Origin of the sequence: Paenibacillus sp. PK1-4R, assembly GCF_030369595.1 — a bacterium.
Classification (GTDB): domain Bacteria; phylum Bacillota; class Bacilli; order Paenibacillales; family Paenibacillaceae; genus Paenibacillus.
Genome location: NZ_CP126535.1, coordinates 3,016,023 through 3,032,365 on the forward strand (window position 1 = coordinate 3,016,023; position 16,343 = coordinate 3,032,365).

15 protein-coding genes and 1 other annotated feature are annotated in these 16,343 nt (G+C 45.6%); of the genes, 11 read left to right on the forward strand and 4 right to left on the reverse strand.

The annotated features are described in order from the left end of the window. Nucleotides 1–25: 25 nt before the first annotated feature. The 3 genes from QNO02_RS13235 (at nt 26) to QNO02_RS13245 (ending at nt 2,796) form a co-directional block, all read left to right on the forward strand. The gene (locus QNO02_RS13235) at nt 26–601 is read left to right on the forward strand and encodes a GNAT family N-acetyltransferase (RefSeq protein WP_249910855.1); all 576 of its coding nucleotides are present in this window, start codon (nt 26–28) and stop codon (nt 599–601) included. A 120-nt stretch (nt 602–721) separates the two neighbouring features. Next, on the forward strand, nt 722–2,179 hold the full coding sequence (locus QNO02_RS13240; protein ID WP_289392337.1) for a S8 family serine peptidase: 1,458 nt from the start codon (nt 722–724) through the stop codon (nt 2,177–2,179). Between the two features lie 35 nt (nt 2,180–2,214). Then, the gene (locus QNO02_RS13245) at nt 2,215–2,796 is read left to right on the forward strand and encodes a GNAT family N-acetyltransferase (protein WP_289392338.1); all 582 of its coding nucleotides are present in this window, start codon (nt 2,215–2,217) and stop codon (nt 2,794–2,796) included. 116 nt (nt 2,797–2,912) lie between these two features. Here QNO02_RS13245 and QNO02_RS13250 read toward each other — a convergent pair whose 3' ends face one another. After that, nucleotides 2,913–3,272 (reverse strand): MerR family transcriptional regulator, encoded by a 360-nt coding sequence (locus QNO02_RS13250; RefSeq protein WP_076249478.1) that lies wholly within the window; start codon nt 3,270–3,272, stop codon nt 2,913–2,915. 102 nt (nt 3,273–3,374) lie between these two features. Between QNO02_RS13250 and QNO02_RS13255 the strand changes: the two genes are divergently transcribed. Beyond that, nucleotides 3,375–4,085 (forward strand): SDR family NAD(P)-dependent oxidoreductase, encoded by a 711-nt coding sequence (locus QNO02_RS13255; protein ID WP_133384592.1) that lies wholly within the window; start codon nt 3,375–3,377, stop codon nt 4,083–4,085. A 609-nt stretch (nt 4,086–4,694) separates the two neighbouring features. Here QNO02_RS13255 and QNO02_RS13260 read toward each other — a convergent pair. Next, nucleotides 4,695–6,212: a sensor histidine kinase gene (locus QNO02_RS13260; RefSeq protein WP_289392339.1), complete on the reverse strand. Its 1,518-nt coding sequence runs from the start codon at nt 6,210–6,212 to the stop codon at nt 4,695–4,697. After that, on the reverse strand, nt 6,212–6,895 hold the full coding sequence (locus tag QNO02_RS13265; RefSeq protein ID WP_036670730.1) for a response regulator transcription factor: 684 nt from the start codon (nt 6,893–6,895) through the stop codon (nt 6,212–6,214). Before QNO02_RS13265 ends, QNO02_RS13260 begins: the two co-directional genes overlap by 1 nt. Before the next feature lie 225 nt (nt 6,896–7,120). On the opposite strand from QNO02_RS13265, the gene QNO02_RS13270 reads away from it, so the two are divergent. The 6 genes from QNO02_RS13270 to asd all read left to right on the forward strand — a co-directional run bounded on the left by QNO02_RS13270 (nt 7,121) and on the right by asd (nt 14,570). Then, a complete protein-coding gene (locus tag QNO02_RS13270; RefSeq protein WP_289392765.1) occupies nt 7,121–9,274 on the forward strand; it encodes a glycosyltransferase family 39 protein in 2,154 nt (717 codons plus the stop codon). Between the two features lie 278 nt (nt 9,275–9,552). Further along, nucleotides 9,553–10,539, forward strand: a complete 987-nt coding sequence (locus QNO02_RS13275; RefSeq protein WP_289392340.1) for a glycosyltransferase family 2 protein — start codon at nt 9,553–9,555, stop codon at nt 10,537–10,539. Then, a complete protein-coding gene (locus QNO02_RS13280; RefSeq protein ID WP_091031044.1) occupies nt 10,532–10,924 on the forward strand; it encodes a GtrA family protein in 393 nt (130 codons plus the stop codon). Before QNO02_RS13275 ends, QNO02_RS13280 begins: the two co-directional genes overlap by 8 nt. Before the next feature lie 57 nt (nt 10,925–10,981). Continuing rightward, nucleotides 10,982–11,854, forward strand: a complete 873-nt coding sequence (gene galU / locus QNO02_RS13285) for a UTP--glucose-1-phosphate uridylyltransferase GalU (protein WP_289392341.1) — start codon at nt 10,982–10,984, stop codon at nt 11,852–11,854. Between the two features lie 149 nt (nt 11,855–12,003). Then, nucleotides 12,004–12,849: a class I SAM-dependent methyltransferase gene (locus QNO02_RS13290; protein ID WP_091031041.1), complete on the forward strand. Its 846-nt coding sequence runs from the start codon at nt 12,004–12,006 to the stop codon at nt 12,847–12,849. Between the two features lie 189 nt (nt 12,850–13,038). Then, nucleotides 13,039–13,315, forward strand: a binding site (T-box leader). Nucleotides 13,316–13,484: 169 nt separating this feature from the next. Then, the gene (gene asd / locus QNO02_RS13295) at nt 13,485–14,570 is read left to right on the forward strand and encodes an aspartate-semialdehyde dehydrogenase (RefSeq protein ID WP_289392342.1); all 1,086 of its coding nucleotides are present in this window, start codon (nt 13,485–13,487) and stop codon (nt 14,568–14,570) included. A 210-nt stretch (nt 14,571–14,780) separates the two neighbouring features. Here the strand turns inward: asd and QNO02_RS13300 are convergent, their stop codons facing one another. Next, nucleotides 14,781–15,299: a MerR family transcriptional regulator gene (locus QNO02_RS13300; RefSeq protein ID WP_105598559.1), complete on the reverse strand. Its 519-nt coding sequence runs from the start codon at nt 15,297–15,299 to the stop codon at nt 14,781–14,783. A gap of 172 nt (nt 15,300–15,471) precedes the next feature. Between QNO02_RS13300 and QNO02_RS13305 the strand changes: the two genes are divergently transcribed. Then, nucleotides 15,472–16,323, forward strand: a complete 852-nt coding sequence (locus QNO02_RS13305) for an aldo/keto reductase (RefSeq protein WP_017688714.1) — start codon at nt 15,472–15,474, stop codon at nt 16,321–16,323. The last annotated feature ends 20 nt before the right edge of the window (nt 16,324–16,343 follow it).

Here is a 16,343-nt window from a genome sequence, read left to right on the forward strand (position 1 = left end):
GGTTGAATATGCGGGGGGACTTGGAATGAGAGAGATCGATTATAGTCAATATTTCTGGCAGGATGATAAGATCAGATTACGTGCTTTGCGTGAAGAAGATTGGGAGGATCATTATTATAACCGCTTTGATACACCTGCCCGTCGGTTATTGGAGTGTGCAGTAGAGTTGCCGCCAACCCATGTTGAAGCGAAGAGTTTTACGGAAAACTTCTCTGATTTTTCTTTAACCAAAGGAAGGATCATGTTTACAATTGTAAATATGGATGGTGAAAATGTCGGAGGTGTGAATCTGAACAGCATTGATGAGAGAAACGGTACCTTTAGCATTGGCATTCAAATTGACAGGGATCATCGAGGAAAAGGATACGGAACCAGAGCCGTACGAATTTTGCTGAAGTATGCTTTCTTCGAGCGTAGGCTCAACAAATTTAATGATTATGTACTCCAAGGAAATGAACCTTCCGCAGCAATGATGAGAAAACTTGGATGTGTTCAGGAAGGTGTGCGTCGCCAGGTGATCTATATGGATGGAAAATACCAAGATCTGATCCTCTTTGGATTGACCAAAGATGAGTTTATGGAAAAAGAGGGGCTTGTTTGAGTCCAGCATAAAAAGATCGCTAGGATGCTTGGGGTCTGCCAATGTTAGTTGGATAAATGGTAATGTACATTAAGCGGAAGGCGAGAGTATTCTAATGATATCAAAATCTGAGGTGATCGTGTGGATAGAGCAATACCCGATCCGACATGGAAAAGGTTAGGTTTTGCTGAACGGCCTGATTTTCATACTTCTGGTCTGGGTGTGGGGATTGTAATTATCGACTCAATTAAACCACATCATCTCGTAAATCACTTAAATACACGAATCCAATGTGTTGCCGTACATGAAAATATGACTGTCACTATGCGAGACATTTCATCTATGAACAGGGAGGAGGATAATCGGAAAGGTGAGCATGGCCTTATGAGTGTACTGGCTTTGGCCCATGAACCTATTCTATTAGAGGGACAGATTCATGTGGGGATTGCACCAGCAGCAACATTTATCGTTTTAGATCATGGAGCATTTACAACTGGAGAAGGAGAACGTCTGAAAAAAGGAATGGAATGGATTCTTGAACATGGGGTCGAATGGAATATAAAAATTATTTTAAGCACTGGTTGGCAAGCATTAGATAATGAAGTTCATCTCAAAAATACGAGTGAAAATTCAACGGTTAAAGCATTGGCGACAGCTGTGCAACAGGGCATTTTGGTTATTTGTTCGAATGGAAATACCCGTTTAAATAACATCATGCCTCCAATACAGTATTTAGCAGTAGGGGGCTACGTGGATCGTGGAAAGGCCGATTGTTCATTACACGTTCCTTTCCCTGATGAACCTTATGGCAGAAATGGGGATGGTCACTTTAGGCCAGATATATTAGCGCCCAGACTACACCTTACAATCCCCTCTTATGATACTGAAGATTCTGGTAAGCACGTATCTTTTTATGGGGGGACCTCTGGAGCTGCTGCGCTTGTGGCTGGTGTTGCTGCCCATTTGTTCTCCCAATTTCCGAGTTTAAGTTCCGAGATGCTGAGACACTTCTTAGTCGAGCATGGAGAACCACTTGAGGGTGATCATAACTTGGCTCCTCGAATTAACGTTGAGAATACAATTCGTTGTATGAACAGGGCAGATAAGCCAAGGTACATATCAAAAACTTTACCCATGATAAGTATAAAAAATCAAAATCCATACAGCGCAATTCATTCAATGGATGATATCGAAAAAGCGCTCTCTTTAACCGTTATAGTTGAGAGGGGCGAATTATCACGTGAAGAGTTATGGAAGTTCACGAAGGATTCATCCGCTATTGTTCGTAAAATTGCAGTATCGACCCTCGGCGAACCGATGAACGAACGAGAGCGAAAGTTGTATTGGGTGTCCTTAATGCATGAAACAGAAGGAGGAGTGCGTGGATGGTATATGCATGGATTATTGCAAAATGCTCCAAAGGAGGAAATACACCATTGGATAAATTGGTCAACAGATATTAACTGGTCGGTTCGATGGTGTGTTAGCGAATATTTGGCTCAATATCCAGAGTGTTTTCCCCAACTTGAAAAAACCCAAGATCCTGACACTATACATATCAAGGCATTGCCTTTAAGGCAATGGTACACGGCTCTATAATGATGTAATGTAAATTAATATGTGGAGGCAACCTTATGAACCAACCCATACAAACTGATGAATTAATCATCGATTGCAAGGATATTTATTTGCGTGAGTATAGAATTGAGGATTTGGAAAAACTGCAAGAAATTACGTGGCAACCTGAGGTGTATGAATTCCTACCGGGATGGAACGCTACAATTGAAGAGAGGACCCTGTGGCTGACTGAATATGAAATCCCTGAGAATCAGCGTTTTAAACAAGCAGTGATGGCGGGAGGGGATATTGGAGAGTTATGTTTACGTATGGCTATCGTACTCAAAGAAAATGATGAGTTCATAGGATGGTGCTGCTCAGGGATCAAGGACGAACTTCCAGCACCCAATCGGGAGATTATGTACGGTATATCTAAAGATTTCAGGAACCGTGGCTATACAACGCAAGCTCTGAAAGGAATGACGGAGTATTTGTTTGAAGATACAAATGTGGAAGTGTTAAATGCCATCGCTTTGACTACCAATCAAGCATCCAATAAGGTGATACAGAAATGTAATTTTGAACGTTTAACTTTGATCGAGATCGAGGATGAACCCTATAACCATTATCAACTGTGTAAGGGCGAAGGTCATTTTTGATTGGATTTTTATCCTCATTGAAAATAGCTATAATATGAAAATTTCGGATCAGGTCAGACAGTTATTGCTGGCTGCCTGATTTTTTCTGTCATTCAATTTATAGGACAAGGATTGTGTTAATAATTTTCTCCACGATAATAGCGCTCCAGTTTGTTATCCAAATGAACAAGCTGCGCTTTCTTCTCCTCGATATCATTCAGCAACTTTTGCTTTTGATCCTCAATCAGCTTGGTTCTTTCCTTCAGCGTGGAGGTTCCTTCATTGACCTGATCATAATACTTTTTAATGTCTTCCACACTCATCCCGGTTTCGCGAAGGCATTTGATAAAAACGAGCCAGTTCAGATCATCCTCCAAATAAAGACGGTTATTCTGCTCATTTCGTGCAGCAGGTTTCAGCAGTCCCTTTCTTTCATAAAAGCGGATCGCTCCAATGGAAATTTCAACTTTTTTCGCTACTTCTCCAATCGTTAACATGTTAATCCCTCTTTTTATAAAAATAATTTGACCTACACTAAGTGTAGCATAGTAACTTAAACATTGTTAAATATAAATCAAATTATGGAAAGAAGGATTCGCATGAAAAAGACTGTTTTTGTAACCGGAGCAAATAAAGGAATTGGATATGAAATCGTCAAGCAGTTGGGTGAAGCGGGTTGGAAAGTTATTCTTGGCGCACGTAGTGTCGAACGGGGGGAAGCAGCTGTTTCCGAGTTAACTTCCAGGGGATTAGACGTAGAATTTCTACAGCTTGACATGACTGACTTGAAGAGCATTGAGCAGGCAGCCGATACGATTCAGAAGACTTATCCTGCAATAAACCTTTTGATCAATAACGCGGGTATGCCGGGTGCTTTCTCTCATTCCTTCACGGATACAAAAGAGGAAGATCTGCGGAACGCATTTGAAGTGAACTTTTTCGGCACCTTCCGTTTGAATCAGCGATTGTTCCCGTTAATCAAAGATAATGAAGGCACAATCATTAATGTATCAACCGACATGGCTTCTCTGGACCATATGCAAAATGCGGAATTTACTTTAAACGCTTTCGACTATAACTCATCCAAAACGGCCAACAGTGCCATGACACTTTCGATGGCTTATGAAGTGAAAAACAGCAGGGCACAAGTCTTTGCAGTAACGCCCGGATTTACATCAACAGATCTTAATGGCAATGCCGAAGGCGGTAAATCAAAAGAAGCCGGCGCTGCGATTATCGTGCGCTATGCGACGGATGGCAAACGCCATAACGGAGAATTCCTAGATGAGAATGGCGTGTACCCTTGGTAATCCACCGTTGCCAAAAGCACCAATAGATGGGGATGAATTTTAGAGTGTGTCTTCAAGCTCAGACTCAGGTAAGCCATACGATGATGGATATGAGGGGCTAAAAAGTTTTGAGGTTCATACTGGATGATCTTGACGATTGGGTAGACGATTTTCTAACGAACATAGGACGTCTTATTCGGCCTTTCTCTACGTTACTTAAATTGTAAGGAACATCAGACACGCTATTTCCCGAAATTCCCTTAGAAAAACGCAGTAAACGGCTGTTTATTCTAATATAACGTGGCTCAGATTCATTAGATCTCTGCGGACGCTCCAAATCCTTGAATAAGACGTCTCAGATTCGTTAGCCTGAAAACGCGAAAGCCCGAAACCAACTGGGCCACTACTCTACCACTCTATCAATCGGATACAAAAAGAATCCCCCCTTCATTCCTCAACCGAAATGAGAGGGGGATTCGTCATGCAATAAAAAGCCGGAATTAAAATGAAAGTAAAGCAGCGTTTGGAGAACTTGACTAGAGCTTGTGTAATGATCAAGTAGATCTTACGTAAAGCTGCGTATAGCCAACGTATAGCCAACTTATAGCCTACTTGGAGGCTATGCTCAGCCTAGACATCAGCCTTATACAACGGCATTAATATCATAAATTCAGTTCCCAAGCCTACCTGACTTTGTACGGTAATTTTCCCACCATACGACTCCACAATCGAGCGGGTAATGGCTAGACCGAGACCCGCGCCACCTTGTTTGCGCGAACGAGAACTGCTTGTGCGGTAAAATCGCTCAAAGATACGCGGCAGATGTTTAGGTTCAATGCCTGTACCGTTATCTTTCACTGATAATTCAGCCTTATGGTGCGTGGCATACAACGTTATGGAGATGGCTCCATGCTCTGGATCGGTGTGCTGCACCGCGTTATGGAACAGATTCAGCACAACCTGTTTCAGCTTGTAAGGGTCAGCCAGTACATACACTTCAGCCGTCAGGTCAAGATGAATGGATCTTTGCTGAGCCATCATGGCGAGTTGTGATTGCATTTCGAGCAGCAGACTGTCTAGCTGAATGACCTCCCGCTCCTGCTTTGGAGCCTGATCCAGCTTGGTTAGTAACAGCAAATCTTCAACCAGCTTGTTAATTCGTACGGATTCGCCGTGCATGCTGTCCAGTGCTTTATACAATTGATCTTGATTGGTCGCTGCACCCCGCTGTAGAACTTCAATGAAGCCGTGTATGGAGGTAAGCGGTGTACGCAGCTCATGAGAAGCATCGGACAAGAAACGCTGCATCTGTTCTTTCGATTCCCGCTCTGCTTCAAATGAGTTCTCCAGCCTTTCAAGCATGCCATTGAATGAAAGCGCAAGCTGATCCACTTCCTCTTGTCCCTGAACGACGGGAAGGCGTTCTGCGAGGCTGCCTGCATCGATCTGCTGTACTTTATTCACCATGTTAGATAGGGGAACCAGCGTCCGGCGTAATACCTTAGTGTATAGAATAAGACCGGCTACCATGGCCAACAGCGATAACATCACAAAGATCAGAAGTTGTTTAATAATCAAGTCTCTCAGTGGCTTTGTAGCCGTGCCCATCTGGACCATAGGTAAACCGCGATTGCGTGGACCGGGTGAAGCGAATACAATCAATTGCTCATTGCCTTGGCTATCCGTGACGATCCGGTAGGGAATGTGTTTTTGTTCTTTCAACTCTGTTGTAATGTCTTGATATTCAACGGTTGATAGATGAGGGGCCTTCAGACCGTCTTCCCCAAAAACATCCTCGAACGTACCTTGGTTATCAAACAGGGCCAGTGAACGGTCAGGAATAAACAGCACCCGATTACCAGACCCGTTTCCTGCCTGTCCACCAAAAGGATTGTTGGAAGATCCGCTACGTGACTGGATTCCGAGCCAAACTGGGGGCATGGACATGAGCTGTTCTTCCATGGTTTTTGCCTGATTCCGGTAGAGAAAGCTTTCCATGATCCAGAATTGCAGGATACCGATTAACAATAACAGCCCAGCAAGCACGAACAGAGAACGTGAGAGCAATTGAGATCGTAATGAACGAGGCCAGATCCATTGGTGCAGACGTCTTAAACGAAGTTTATTTTTCTTACGCAGCGAGTACATCAGAGATCCACCCTGTATCCGACACCCCGAAGCGTGCGGATGAGTTTATGCTCTTTATCCCCGAGTTTGTCGCGCAAGGAACGAACGTATACTTCCACAATATTTTCTTCCCCGCCAAAATCATACCCCCACACCCGGCTCAGAATGGTCGCTTTACTCAGCACAATTCCATGATTAAGCACAATGAATTTTAACAGTTCGTATTCGGTAGGAGATAACTCCAGGACCTGATTCTGATAGGTGATTTCTTTGCGCTGATCATCAATTCGGAAGGGACCGTGGGTGACGGCTCCTATTAATAAAGGAAATTGATTACGCAGTCTGGCCTGAATCCGGGCGAGCAGCTCGTCAAAGGCAAAGGGTTTGATCATGTAATCGTCAGCACCTAACCAAAGGCCCTTAACCCGATTCTCGACTTCATCCTTCGCTGTCAGCATAATTACGCCAACCTCGGCACCGGTCTTACGCAGCCGCTCGACCACTTCGAATCCATCCATCTCTGGCATCATGACATCCAAAATAGCCATATGTGGCTTGAATTCAAGCGCCAACTCAAGCGCAGCCGCTCCATCCGGTGCTGTACGCACATCGAAGCCTTCATTGCTTAATCCAAGTTCCAGAAATTGCAAAATATGTGGTTCATCATCTGCCAATAGTATTTTAATTCCGCTGCTAAGCTTCATAATGTACGTTCTCTCCCTGCTTGATCCATCTAGACTTCTCCCTCGCTTCGGAGGGACTGTATGTTGTATTATCGCTTGCCAAACTGAAATTTAGCTGAAAGGATTGTGAATTATCCTCAGACAACATTCAGCGGGCACTCATCCCAGCTTTATTTTGGCATGTCACAATACTAGACATGAAGAACTTTGAAGGAGTGATTAACTTTGAATAACACCAAAAGAAGGATGGATCTTGTCCTTCTGCCGATTGTATTGCTGGCGGCATTTTTGAATGGGTACGGTATCTGGAATGATCAATATGCCAATTCCTATTATACGACTGCCGTTGGGAGTATGCTCAGCAACTTCCATAACTTTTTCTATGCTTCACTAGACTCAGCAGGCTCGGTCACTGTAGATAAACCACCTGTTGTCTTCTGGATCCAGACGGCCTTTGCCTATGTCTTTGGATTGCACGGATGGAGCGTTATTTTGCCGCAGGTATTAGCGGGAATCGGTTCGGTGCTCCTGATCTATTTCATGGTGAAACCTACATATGGACTTGCAGCAGCACGAATCTCGGCACTTGCGATGGCAACTGTGCCTGTCGTGGCGGCAGTCAGCCGGACCAACAATATTGACAGCATGCTGGTGTTTACACTATTGCTGGGTTCATGGTTTTTGTTCAAAGGCAGCAAACAAGGCAGTGCTTGGCGCATTCTGGTTCCCTTTGGGTTAATAGGCGTAGCCTTTAATATGAAAATGCTTCAAGCCTACATGGTACTCCCGGCTTTTTACTTGTTCTATCTGCTTGCATTTCAGGCGAAATGGAGAAGGAAGATCATCCTGCTGATCGGCAGCACAGCGGTTCTGGCGGTCGTTTCCTTATCCTGGGCGGTCACTGTGGATTCTATACCCGAAGACGAGCGGCCTTATATCGGCAGCAGTGAAACTAACTCTGTCATGGAACTCGCTTTTGGATACAATGGTCTGGCTCGCCTAACGGGTCAGCAGAATACCGCAGGTAACGCAGGTATGCCAAATGGTATGGGACAGGGAAATAATCGTGGCAATCGAGGAGACTTGTCTTCAGGCCCTAATCAGACAGGCAGTGGTGTTCCTGGCGCTGGGCAAGATGTCAATGCACCGGATAACGATAATATGAATGGTTCAAATGGCACAAACGCCATGGGCGGCATGAATGGTCCGAATGGCAATTTCCCGAACGGGCAGATGCCGAATGATGTGGAAATGCCAAACGGAAGAAATTTCGGCGGAGGCATGGGCGGAATGTTTGGTACAGGGGAGAAAGGTCCTTTGCGTCTGTTCCAGACTGAACTGTCAGGTCAAGCTAGCTGGCTGTTGCCAGTTGTGTTGCTTGGGTGCATTGCCCTATTTGCAGGGTTAAGACGGAGAAATATAACCAGCAAGCACAAGGAGGCCTTGTTCTGGCTGGCATGGCTGCTTCCCGTTGCTGCCTTTTTCAGTGTGGCAGGTTTCTTCCATCAATATTATCTGATTATGCTTGCACCTCCAATTGCGGCGTTGACTGGCGCAGGATTTGTAGCGATGTGGAAGTCATATCATGATCGCAATGGCTGGCAGGCATGGTTGCTTCCGGTGTCCGTGCTGCTGACGACTCTATTCGGCTGGTATATCATGCAGGTGTATAACGATACGATTGGTGCAGGCTGGTCCATTAGTGAATTGATCGCAGGCATTCTGATTACGGTCATCCTAATCGTTATGCTTCATCGCACAAATCGATGGAAACAGAGCTTCATTATCGCGGGATTCATGGTGATGCTGATCGGTCCAATCTACTGGGCATTCACCCCAATTACTTATGGTGGTAACAGCATGATTCCGGCAGCAGGACCCACTGGTTCCAATGGTATGTTTGGTGGAGCAGGAATGGGCATGCCGATGGGTAGCGGTGCAGGAGACACAGAAATGCGTACGATGGGTGGCCGTGGCGGAATGGGTAACCGTAACGAAGAAGTGGATACAGTCACACTGAATTATCTGAAAGAGCACAATACAGGTGAAACGTATCTCTTTGCCACTACGGACTATAATCAGGCAGCACCTTATATCATCGATGAAAGAGCAGGGGTCATTACACTTGGAGGTTTCTCCGGCTCAGACCCGGTGTACACAACAGAGGAACTTGAGCAACTTGTCAAGAGCGGGCAAGTGAAATACTTCATGGTTGGTGGCATGGGGGGCCGCGGAGGGAACTCGGATATTAGCGATTGGATCAAAGAGCACGGAACCGAGATTCCAACGTCAGAATGGAAGACAGGCACAGACAGCGGAGATACGGATAACGGAGACACCGGGAACAGAGCCGGATTTGGATTCGGCGGACAGTCCACCTTGTACGAAGTGAAATTATAGCTATATAAATTGAACTTACCATTTACACGATAACGGAGAGGATAGAAAAAACCTGAAAAAGCGAAGCGTTCGCCTACAAGCTTTCTGCAAGAAAGCTACATCGGAAGCATACGCTATCCCCGGATTTTCCCTTTAGTAAAGGAATCAAAAAAATCTGGGGATAACAGCGATTGGAAGGTTGTTCTGTCATCGAAGTATGCAGTGTAAATAATCTTTAGTCCAATTTGTATAGAATGAAAATCTCGAACGAAGTCCATTGGAAAAGGGAGGGGACAAACATGGCTCACGCGTACCGATACAGCATTATTATTCCCATGTATAACGAGGAAGCGGTGATCGAGGAGACTTATCGGCGTCTGAAGAAGGTCATGGGCAGCACGGGAGAGAGCTATGAACTGTTGTTTGTCAATGATGGCAGCGTGGATCGAAGTGCACAGATGATCCGTGATTACGCCCGTTGGGACGAGAGTGTAAAACTGATTGATTTTGCCCGTAACTTCGGACATCAGATCGCGATAACAGCGGGTATGGATTATGCAGTGGGGGATGCGGTGGTTATTATTGATGCGGATATGCAGGACCCTCCCGAACTGATACTCGATATGATCGCCAAATGGAAAGAGGGTTATGAAGTCGTATATGCCCGTCGCACCAGACGAAGCGGGGAAACTCGCTTCAAAAAATGGTCGGCGAGTCTGTTCTATCGTGTACTTCGTGCCTCAACGGATACGGATATCCCGGTAGACACCGGAGATTTTCGCCTGATTGACCGCAAAGTATGTGATGAGATGAAACGTCTTCCCGAGAAAAACCGGTTCGTGCGCGGGTTGGTCAGTTGGGTCGGGTTTCGTCAGACTGCTATTGAATATGAACGTGATGAACGTCTGGCAGGCGAAACAAAATATCCGCTGAAACGCATGCTGAAGCTAAGCCTGGATGGCATTACGTCATTTTCACATAAACCGCTTAAACTTGCAGGTTATGTAGGTGCGATCCTGTCGGTTGGCGGATTCATCTATATGTTAACGGTTATTGGTTCGGCCATATTTACGGATTCAACGATTAAGGGATGGCCATCCATTGTGAGTATCATGCTGATGTTTAACGGATTCATCCTGATCATGCTGGGCATTCTGGGCGAGTACGTTGGCCGTATCTATGATGAGACTAAGGCACGTCCGCTATACATTGTGAGAGATGTGGTTCAGGCCGAGAGCCTGCAAGCGCCATCCCGATTGACAGCCCGAGTTGCTCATCATGACTAATCGTCTGGTCACACTCTTCAAGTTCGGAATTGTAGGTGTTGCAAATACGGCAGTGGATGCGGTGGTGTTTGCTTTGCTTGCAGTGGTCGGTGTACCGGTTCTGATGGCTCAAGTAATCTCGTACAGCTGCGGTGTTGCGAACAGTTATTGGCTGAACGGCAGGTGGACTTTTCGAGATGCGGTACGAGGGGGTGGCGATAGAACAAAACTTATTCGTTTTCTAATCACCAATCTCATTGTTCTCGCGTTATCCGCCCTCATTCTGATGACTTTGCACGACATGCTGGGTTGGAGTCTCGTGATGAGCAAGATACTGGCGACCTTGATGGGGATGGTTCTGAACTATATGGCCAGCAGATATTGGGTGTTTCGTATCGCTACTTAGCTGACTACAGCGTGCAATATTGGTTATAAAAAGCAAATGAAAGGAGTGTATGATGAAATGCGAATTAAAAAAGCAGTTATTCCGGCAGCGGGTCTCGGAACCCGTTTCCTGCCAGCAACCAAAGCACAGCCTAAAGAGATGTTACCGATTGTAGACAAACCAGCTATCCAATACATTGTTGAAGAAGCAGTACAATCAGGCATTAAGAATATCCTCATTGTGACCGGACGCAACAAAAAATCCATAGAGGACCATTTTGATAAATCGGTTGAACTTGAACATTCTTTGTATGCCAAGGGCAAACAGTCTTTACTGGAAGAGGTGCAGGCGATCAGCGAGATGGCAAATATTCATTTTATTCGTCAAAAAGAACCGCTGGGTCTGGGGCATGCCATTGGGTGTGCACGGCAATTTGTAGGGGATGATGCCTTCGCTGTACTGCTGGGAGATGATATTATGGTGTCTGATCCGCCTGCACTTGCACAGATGGTCCATCTCTATGAAAAAACAGGCAACCAGATCATCGGTGTCCGTCAGGTAGACGCGGCAAATGTGAGCAAATATGGCATCATTGATTCGAATGGTGCTGAGGACCGGGTTCACCGGGTCACCAATTTGGTCGAAAAACCTTCCCTTGCGGAAGCACCATCCCGGACAGCTGTAATGGGACGATATATTCTGAAACCTTCCATCTTTCCAATCCTTGATCAGATCGAGAGAGGGGCTGGAGGGGAATATCAGTTAACGGATGCTTTGAAAGAAGTGAGTCAGGTGGAGGAGCTGTTGGCCCTTGAACTAGAGGGACGTCGCTACGATATTGGTGATCAATTCGGATATATTCAGGCGATCTTGGAGATCGGACTGATGCGCAAGGAATTACAGCCCATGCTGACACCCTATCTTCAGAAGCTTGCAACCCAGTGGGCATAGGGATTGATATGTAGCAGAGGTTTATATCTGCTGTAGGACGGGTTCTCCTCCGTGCCATGGTTCTGCCATAGACTCTAGCATTGTACAATTCTTCCAGTAACGCTACAATGAGCAAGAAGTTCAAGTTGCTCTTTGAGGAGTGAGGAATCATGAATGAATCTATCATCAGGGACCTTATTAAGTATATGGACGTGGAGGACAACGCCGCCACTCAGTACATTCAGACTGAGCATCGGATGAAACTGGGACTCTTTTGGGGGATACAGGAAGGCAGCCGCGTTCTGGAAATCGGTTGTGGTCAGGGAGATACAACGGCCGTGCTTGCACATCTGGTAGGGGAGAAGGGATACGTTCATGGTGTAGATATTGCACCTGAGGATTATGGTGCACCGCTGACCGTAGGCGAAGCGGCAGCCAAGCTACGGAGATCTCCACTGGGTAACCGAATTCGAATGGATTATGATTACGACATTTTAAGTGATCAGGCCCAATTCGCCGAGAATGAGTTTGATGTTATCGTACTTTCCCATTGTTCTTGGTACTTGAAATCGTTTGACGAACTTGCCCAGATTGTTAGCAAGGTTAGGACGTGGGGACATCAGTTATGCTTCGCCGAATGGGATGCACGAGTAACAGATGTGAGCCAGCTCTCACATTGGTTATCCGTTCTGATTCAGTCCCAGGTCGAATGTTACAAGGAGAACAGCTTCTCCAATGTGCGCACGCTTTTTACACCGGAGGACATCCAAGAGCTTGTCTCTGCGGCGGGCTGGACGATTAAGGAAGAGACTTCGATCCATTCTCCTGAGCTGCAGGATGGTCGCTGGGAAACCGAAATGACACTGGCAGAAGCGCCTGTGGAACTGAAACTGCTTCCGATCCCGGACAAAGTAAAAACACTTCTTCTTTCTGAACTGAAATTACTTAGGACACATCATGCCTCGGGGCCTGGGAGCCCACTGGGAACGTATGCGATTATTGCCAAAAAGCAATAATGAAATAGTTATTAGCAGCAATTTATAAGAAAAAAGTCTATCACGCACTTTTCACAGAAGACTGACCATTTAGCTGAAGTTTTTCTTGCGATAATTGAATGGTTCAGCTCCGCTGGAAACATATAAATTCCATGATTTTAAAAAATGTGTTTACTTCATCACGGTAATTTTGATATTATAATCGCAATATCAAATGCGACGAAGAGACGAGTAGATAAAAATCATTCTTTCAAAGAGAGCTCCGGCAGCTGAAAAGGAGTAAAGAACTTTTTATTGAATAAAGACTCAGAGCAGCACATCGGAACTTAGCGTTAAGGGATGGTGTGACAGGAGCTCCTGTTACAGAGCTAGAGTATGAACGGTCTACAGCTAGCAACATGGTTGTAAACCTTTACTTGAAGAGGCGGATATGGTGACATATTGGCGAATCTGGGTGGTACCACGAGAGTTCAATCTCGTCCCTGAGACTATTGTCTTGGGGATGGGATTTTTTGGTTTTTTCGGGGCTGTGACTACACGCTTTGGAATTGCCTGAATAGTGTTAATTAGGAAGTCCATTTCATAATACGTTTTTAGTGAGTTATGAAATTGATCAATGAGAAGAATCACTTAAACCGAAAGGAAATGATGATTGAATGTCAGCAAAATTGAAAGTTGGTATCGTCGGAGGAACGGGAATGGTGGGTCAGCGTTTTGTGGACCTGCTCGATCAACATCCATGGTTTGAAGTAACAGCTATTTCTGCAAGCGCCAATTCGGCAGGTAAAACATATGAAGAATCCGTACAAGGCAGATGGAAACTGGCAGTTCCTATTCCGGAATCTGTGAAAAAAATCGTTGTTCAGGATGCTTCCCAGGTCGAAGCTTTTGCCAGCCAGGTTGATTTTATTTTCTGCGCGGTTGATATGAAAAAGAATGAGATTCAAGCGCTCGAAGAGGCTTATGCCAAAACAGGAACACCTGTCGTGTCCAACAACTCCGCTCACCGCTGGACGGCAGATGTACCAATGGTTATTCCTGAGATTAACCCGGGACATCTCGATGTGATTGAAGCTCAACGCAAACGTCTGGGTACGAAAACCGGATTCATTGCCGTAAAACCAAACTGCTCCATTCAGAGCTATGTGCCAGCACTGCACGCCTTGCGTGAGTTCAACCCGACTCAGGTTGTTGCTTCCACGTATCAAGCAATCTCAGGAGCAGGTAAAAACTTTACGGACTGGCCAGATATGCTTGATAATGTCATTCCATACATCGGTGGCGAAGAAGAGAAGAGTGAGCAGGAACCACTGCGGATCTGGGGCAGCATTGAAAATAATGAGATCGTCAAAGCATCGGCTCCATTAATTACAACACAATGTATTCGTGTACCGGTAACGGATGGGCATCTGGCGACCGTGTTTGTAAACTTCGAGAAAAAACCAAGCAAAGACGAAATTCTGGAGCGTTGGTTGCAGTTCAAAGGTCGTCCGCAGGAACTGGCTCTGCCAAGTGCACCAAAACAATTCATTACGTATTTTGAAGAAGAGAACAGACCACAGACAAAACTGGATCGTGACATCGAACGCGGAATGGGTGTCTCCACAGGCCGACTGCGCGAAGACTCACTCTATGATTACAAATTCGTGGGATTGTCCCACAACACGCTCCGCGGAGCGGCAGGTGGTGCGGTTCTGATCGCAGAACTACTCAAAGCTGAAGGATATATTCAGCCGAAATAAGCATAAAGGCATCATGAGCAGCAGATTTCTGAACAGGATATTTCATGAAAAACCATCACTTGTTGATGGTTTTTTTGTTCCAGCAGAGGGTTGTAGTGGCGAAAAACGCCGACAATGTTGTCGGCGTTTTTACTCAGGCTCATTTAGATATATATAATGTAAGAGATAGCCTATATGTTTAGAACATACGTGAGCTATATCATGTGAAGTTTAAGATACTATGTTAGTTTGCTGCTTCATAGCAGCTGCTGGGCACTGAGCCGAAACCTCGGCTTCAGGAAGACTGCGACTTTTTAAACGGGATGCAGGACAACTCCCTTCTTCGTCACGCTTGGTTTCCCAATTGACCGGGTTGGTCATATCCGGGATGCGCTGCTCCAAAATGGCCTGATATTGACGTGCTTTCTCTTCCAAATGGGCTACGCGGCTCTTGGCCTCCTCAAGCTGAATCAGCGCCGCTTCCTTATACTCCATCATAAGTGCGAATCGCTGCGAAACGGTTGAATCACCTTCTAGGCAGAGATCGACGTATGTTTTAATATTTTCAATCGGTAAACCTGTCTGCTTGAGGCATTTGACGCCATGTAGCCAATTGATGGATTCTTCATCAAACACCCGAATATTATTTTTATTGCGTTGAATGCTCGGAACCAAGCCTTTATCCGTATAAAAGCGAACAGCGTGCTCTGTGAGTCCCGTAAGCTGGGCAGCATCCTGGACAGTATACATATGTACTCCTCCTTCTAAAAAAATATTGGAGACCGCTTGACTTCGTGTAAGACGAAGGAGCTAGGGTTATTGTAACGCAAGTCGGCCGGAAGTGGAATCCTCGCTTCGTTGCTGAATTTCAGGAATACGTGACCACTTGCGATTCACAATTGAACCATAGGAGGAATTGAATATGCAAACTGTAACCTTGAACAATGGAGTGAAAATGCCGATTATTGGCTTTGGTGTCTACCAGGTTCCCGATGCTGATGAATGTGAGAACACGGTATATGAGGCGCTGAAGGCCGGTTACCGCCTAATTGATACCGCTGCCGGTTACCTAAACGAAGAAGCGGTTGGACGTGCAATTAAACGCAGTGGCATAGCGCGGGAAGAACTTTTCATCACGACCAAGCTTTGGATTCAGGATGCAGGATACGAAAGTGCCAAGCGGGCGTTTGCCAAATCGTTAAGTAAGCTGCAGCTCGATTATCTGGATATGTACCTCATTCACATGCCGTTTGGTGATTACTACGGCGCATGGCGTGCGATGGAAGAACTATACCGTGAGGGCAAGATCAGGGCTATCGGTGTCAGTAACTTCCTACCTGACCGCCTGATGGACCTCATCGTCCACAACGAAGTTGTGCCTGTCATCAATCAGATCGAAACTCATCCGTTTCAACAGCAGGTCGACAGCGCTGTTTTCATGAAAGAACAGGGGATACAGCACCAGTCATGGTCCCCGTTCGCCGAAGGTCGCAACAATTTGTTCAGCAACGAAGTCTTGGTTTCCATTGCCGAGAAACATAACAAATCCGTCGCCCAGGTTGTACTGCGCTGGCTTGTGCAGCGGGATGTTGTTGTTATTCCAAAATCAGTACGCAAAGAGCGGCTTATCGAGAACTTCGATATTTTCGACTTTGTACTAAGCCCGGAAGAGATTGCAACCATTTCCACACTGGATACCAAGGAAAGTCTATTCATGAAGATTGATAATCCTGAAGTTGCCAAGATGCTGGGCAATATGAAAGTGGATTTGTAGCCAAGAACTGATTGCTAGGT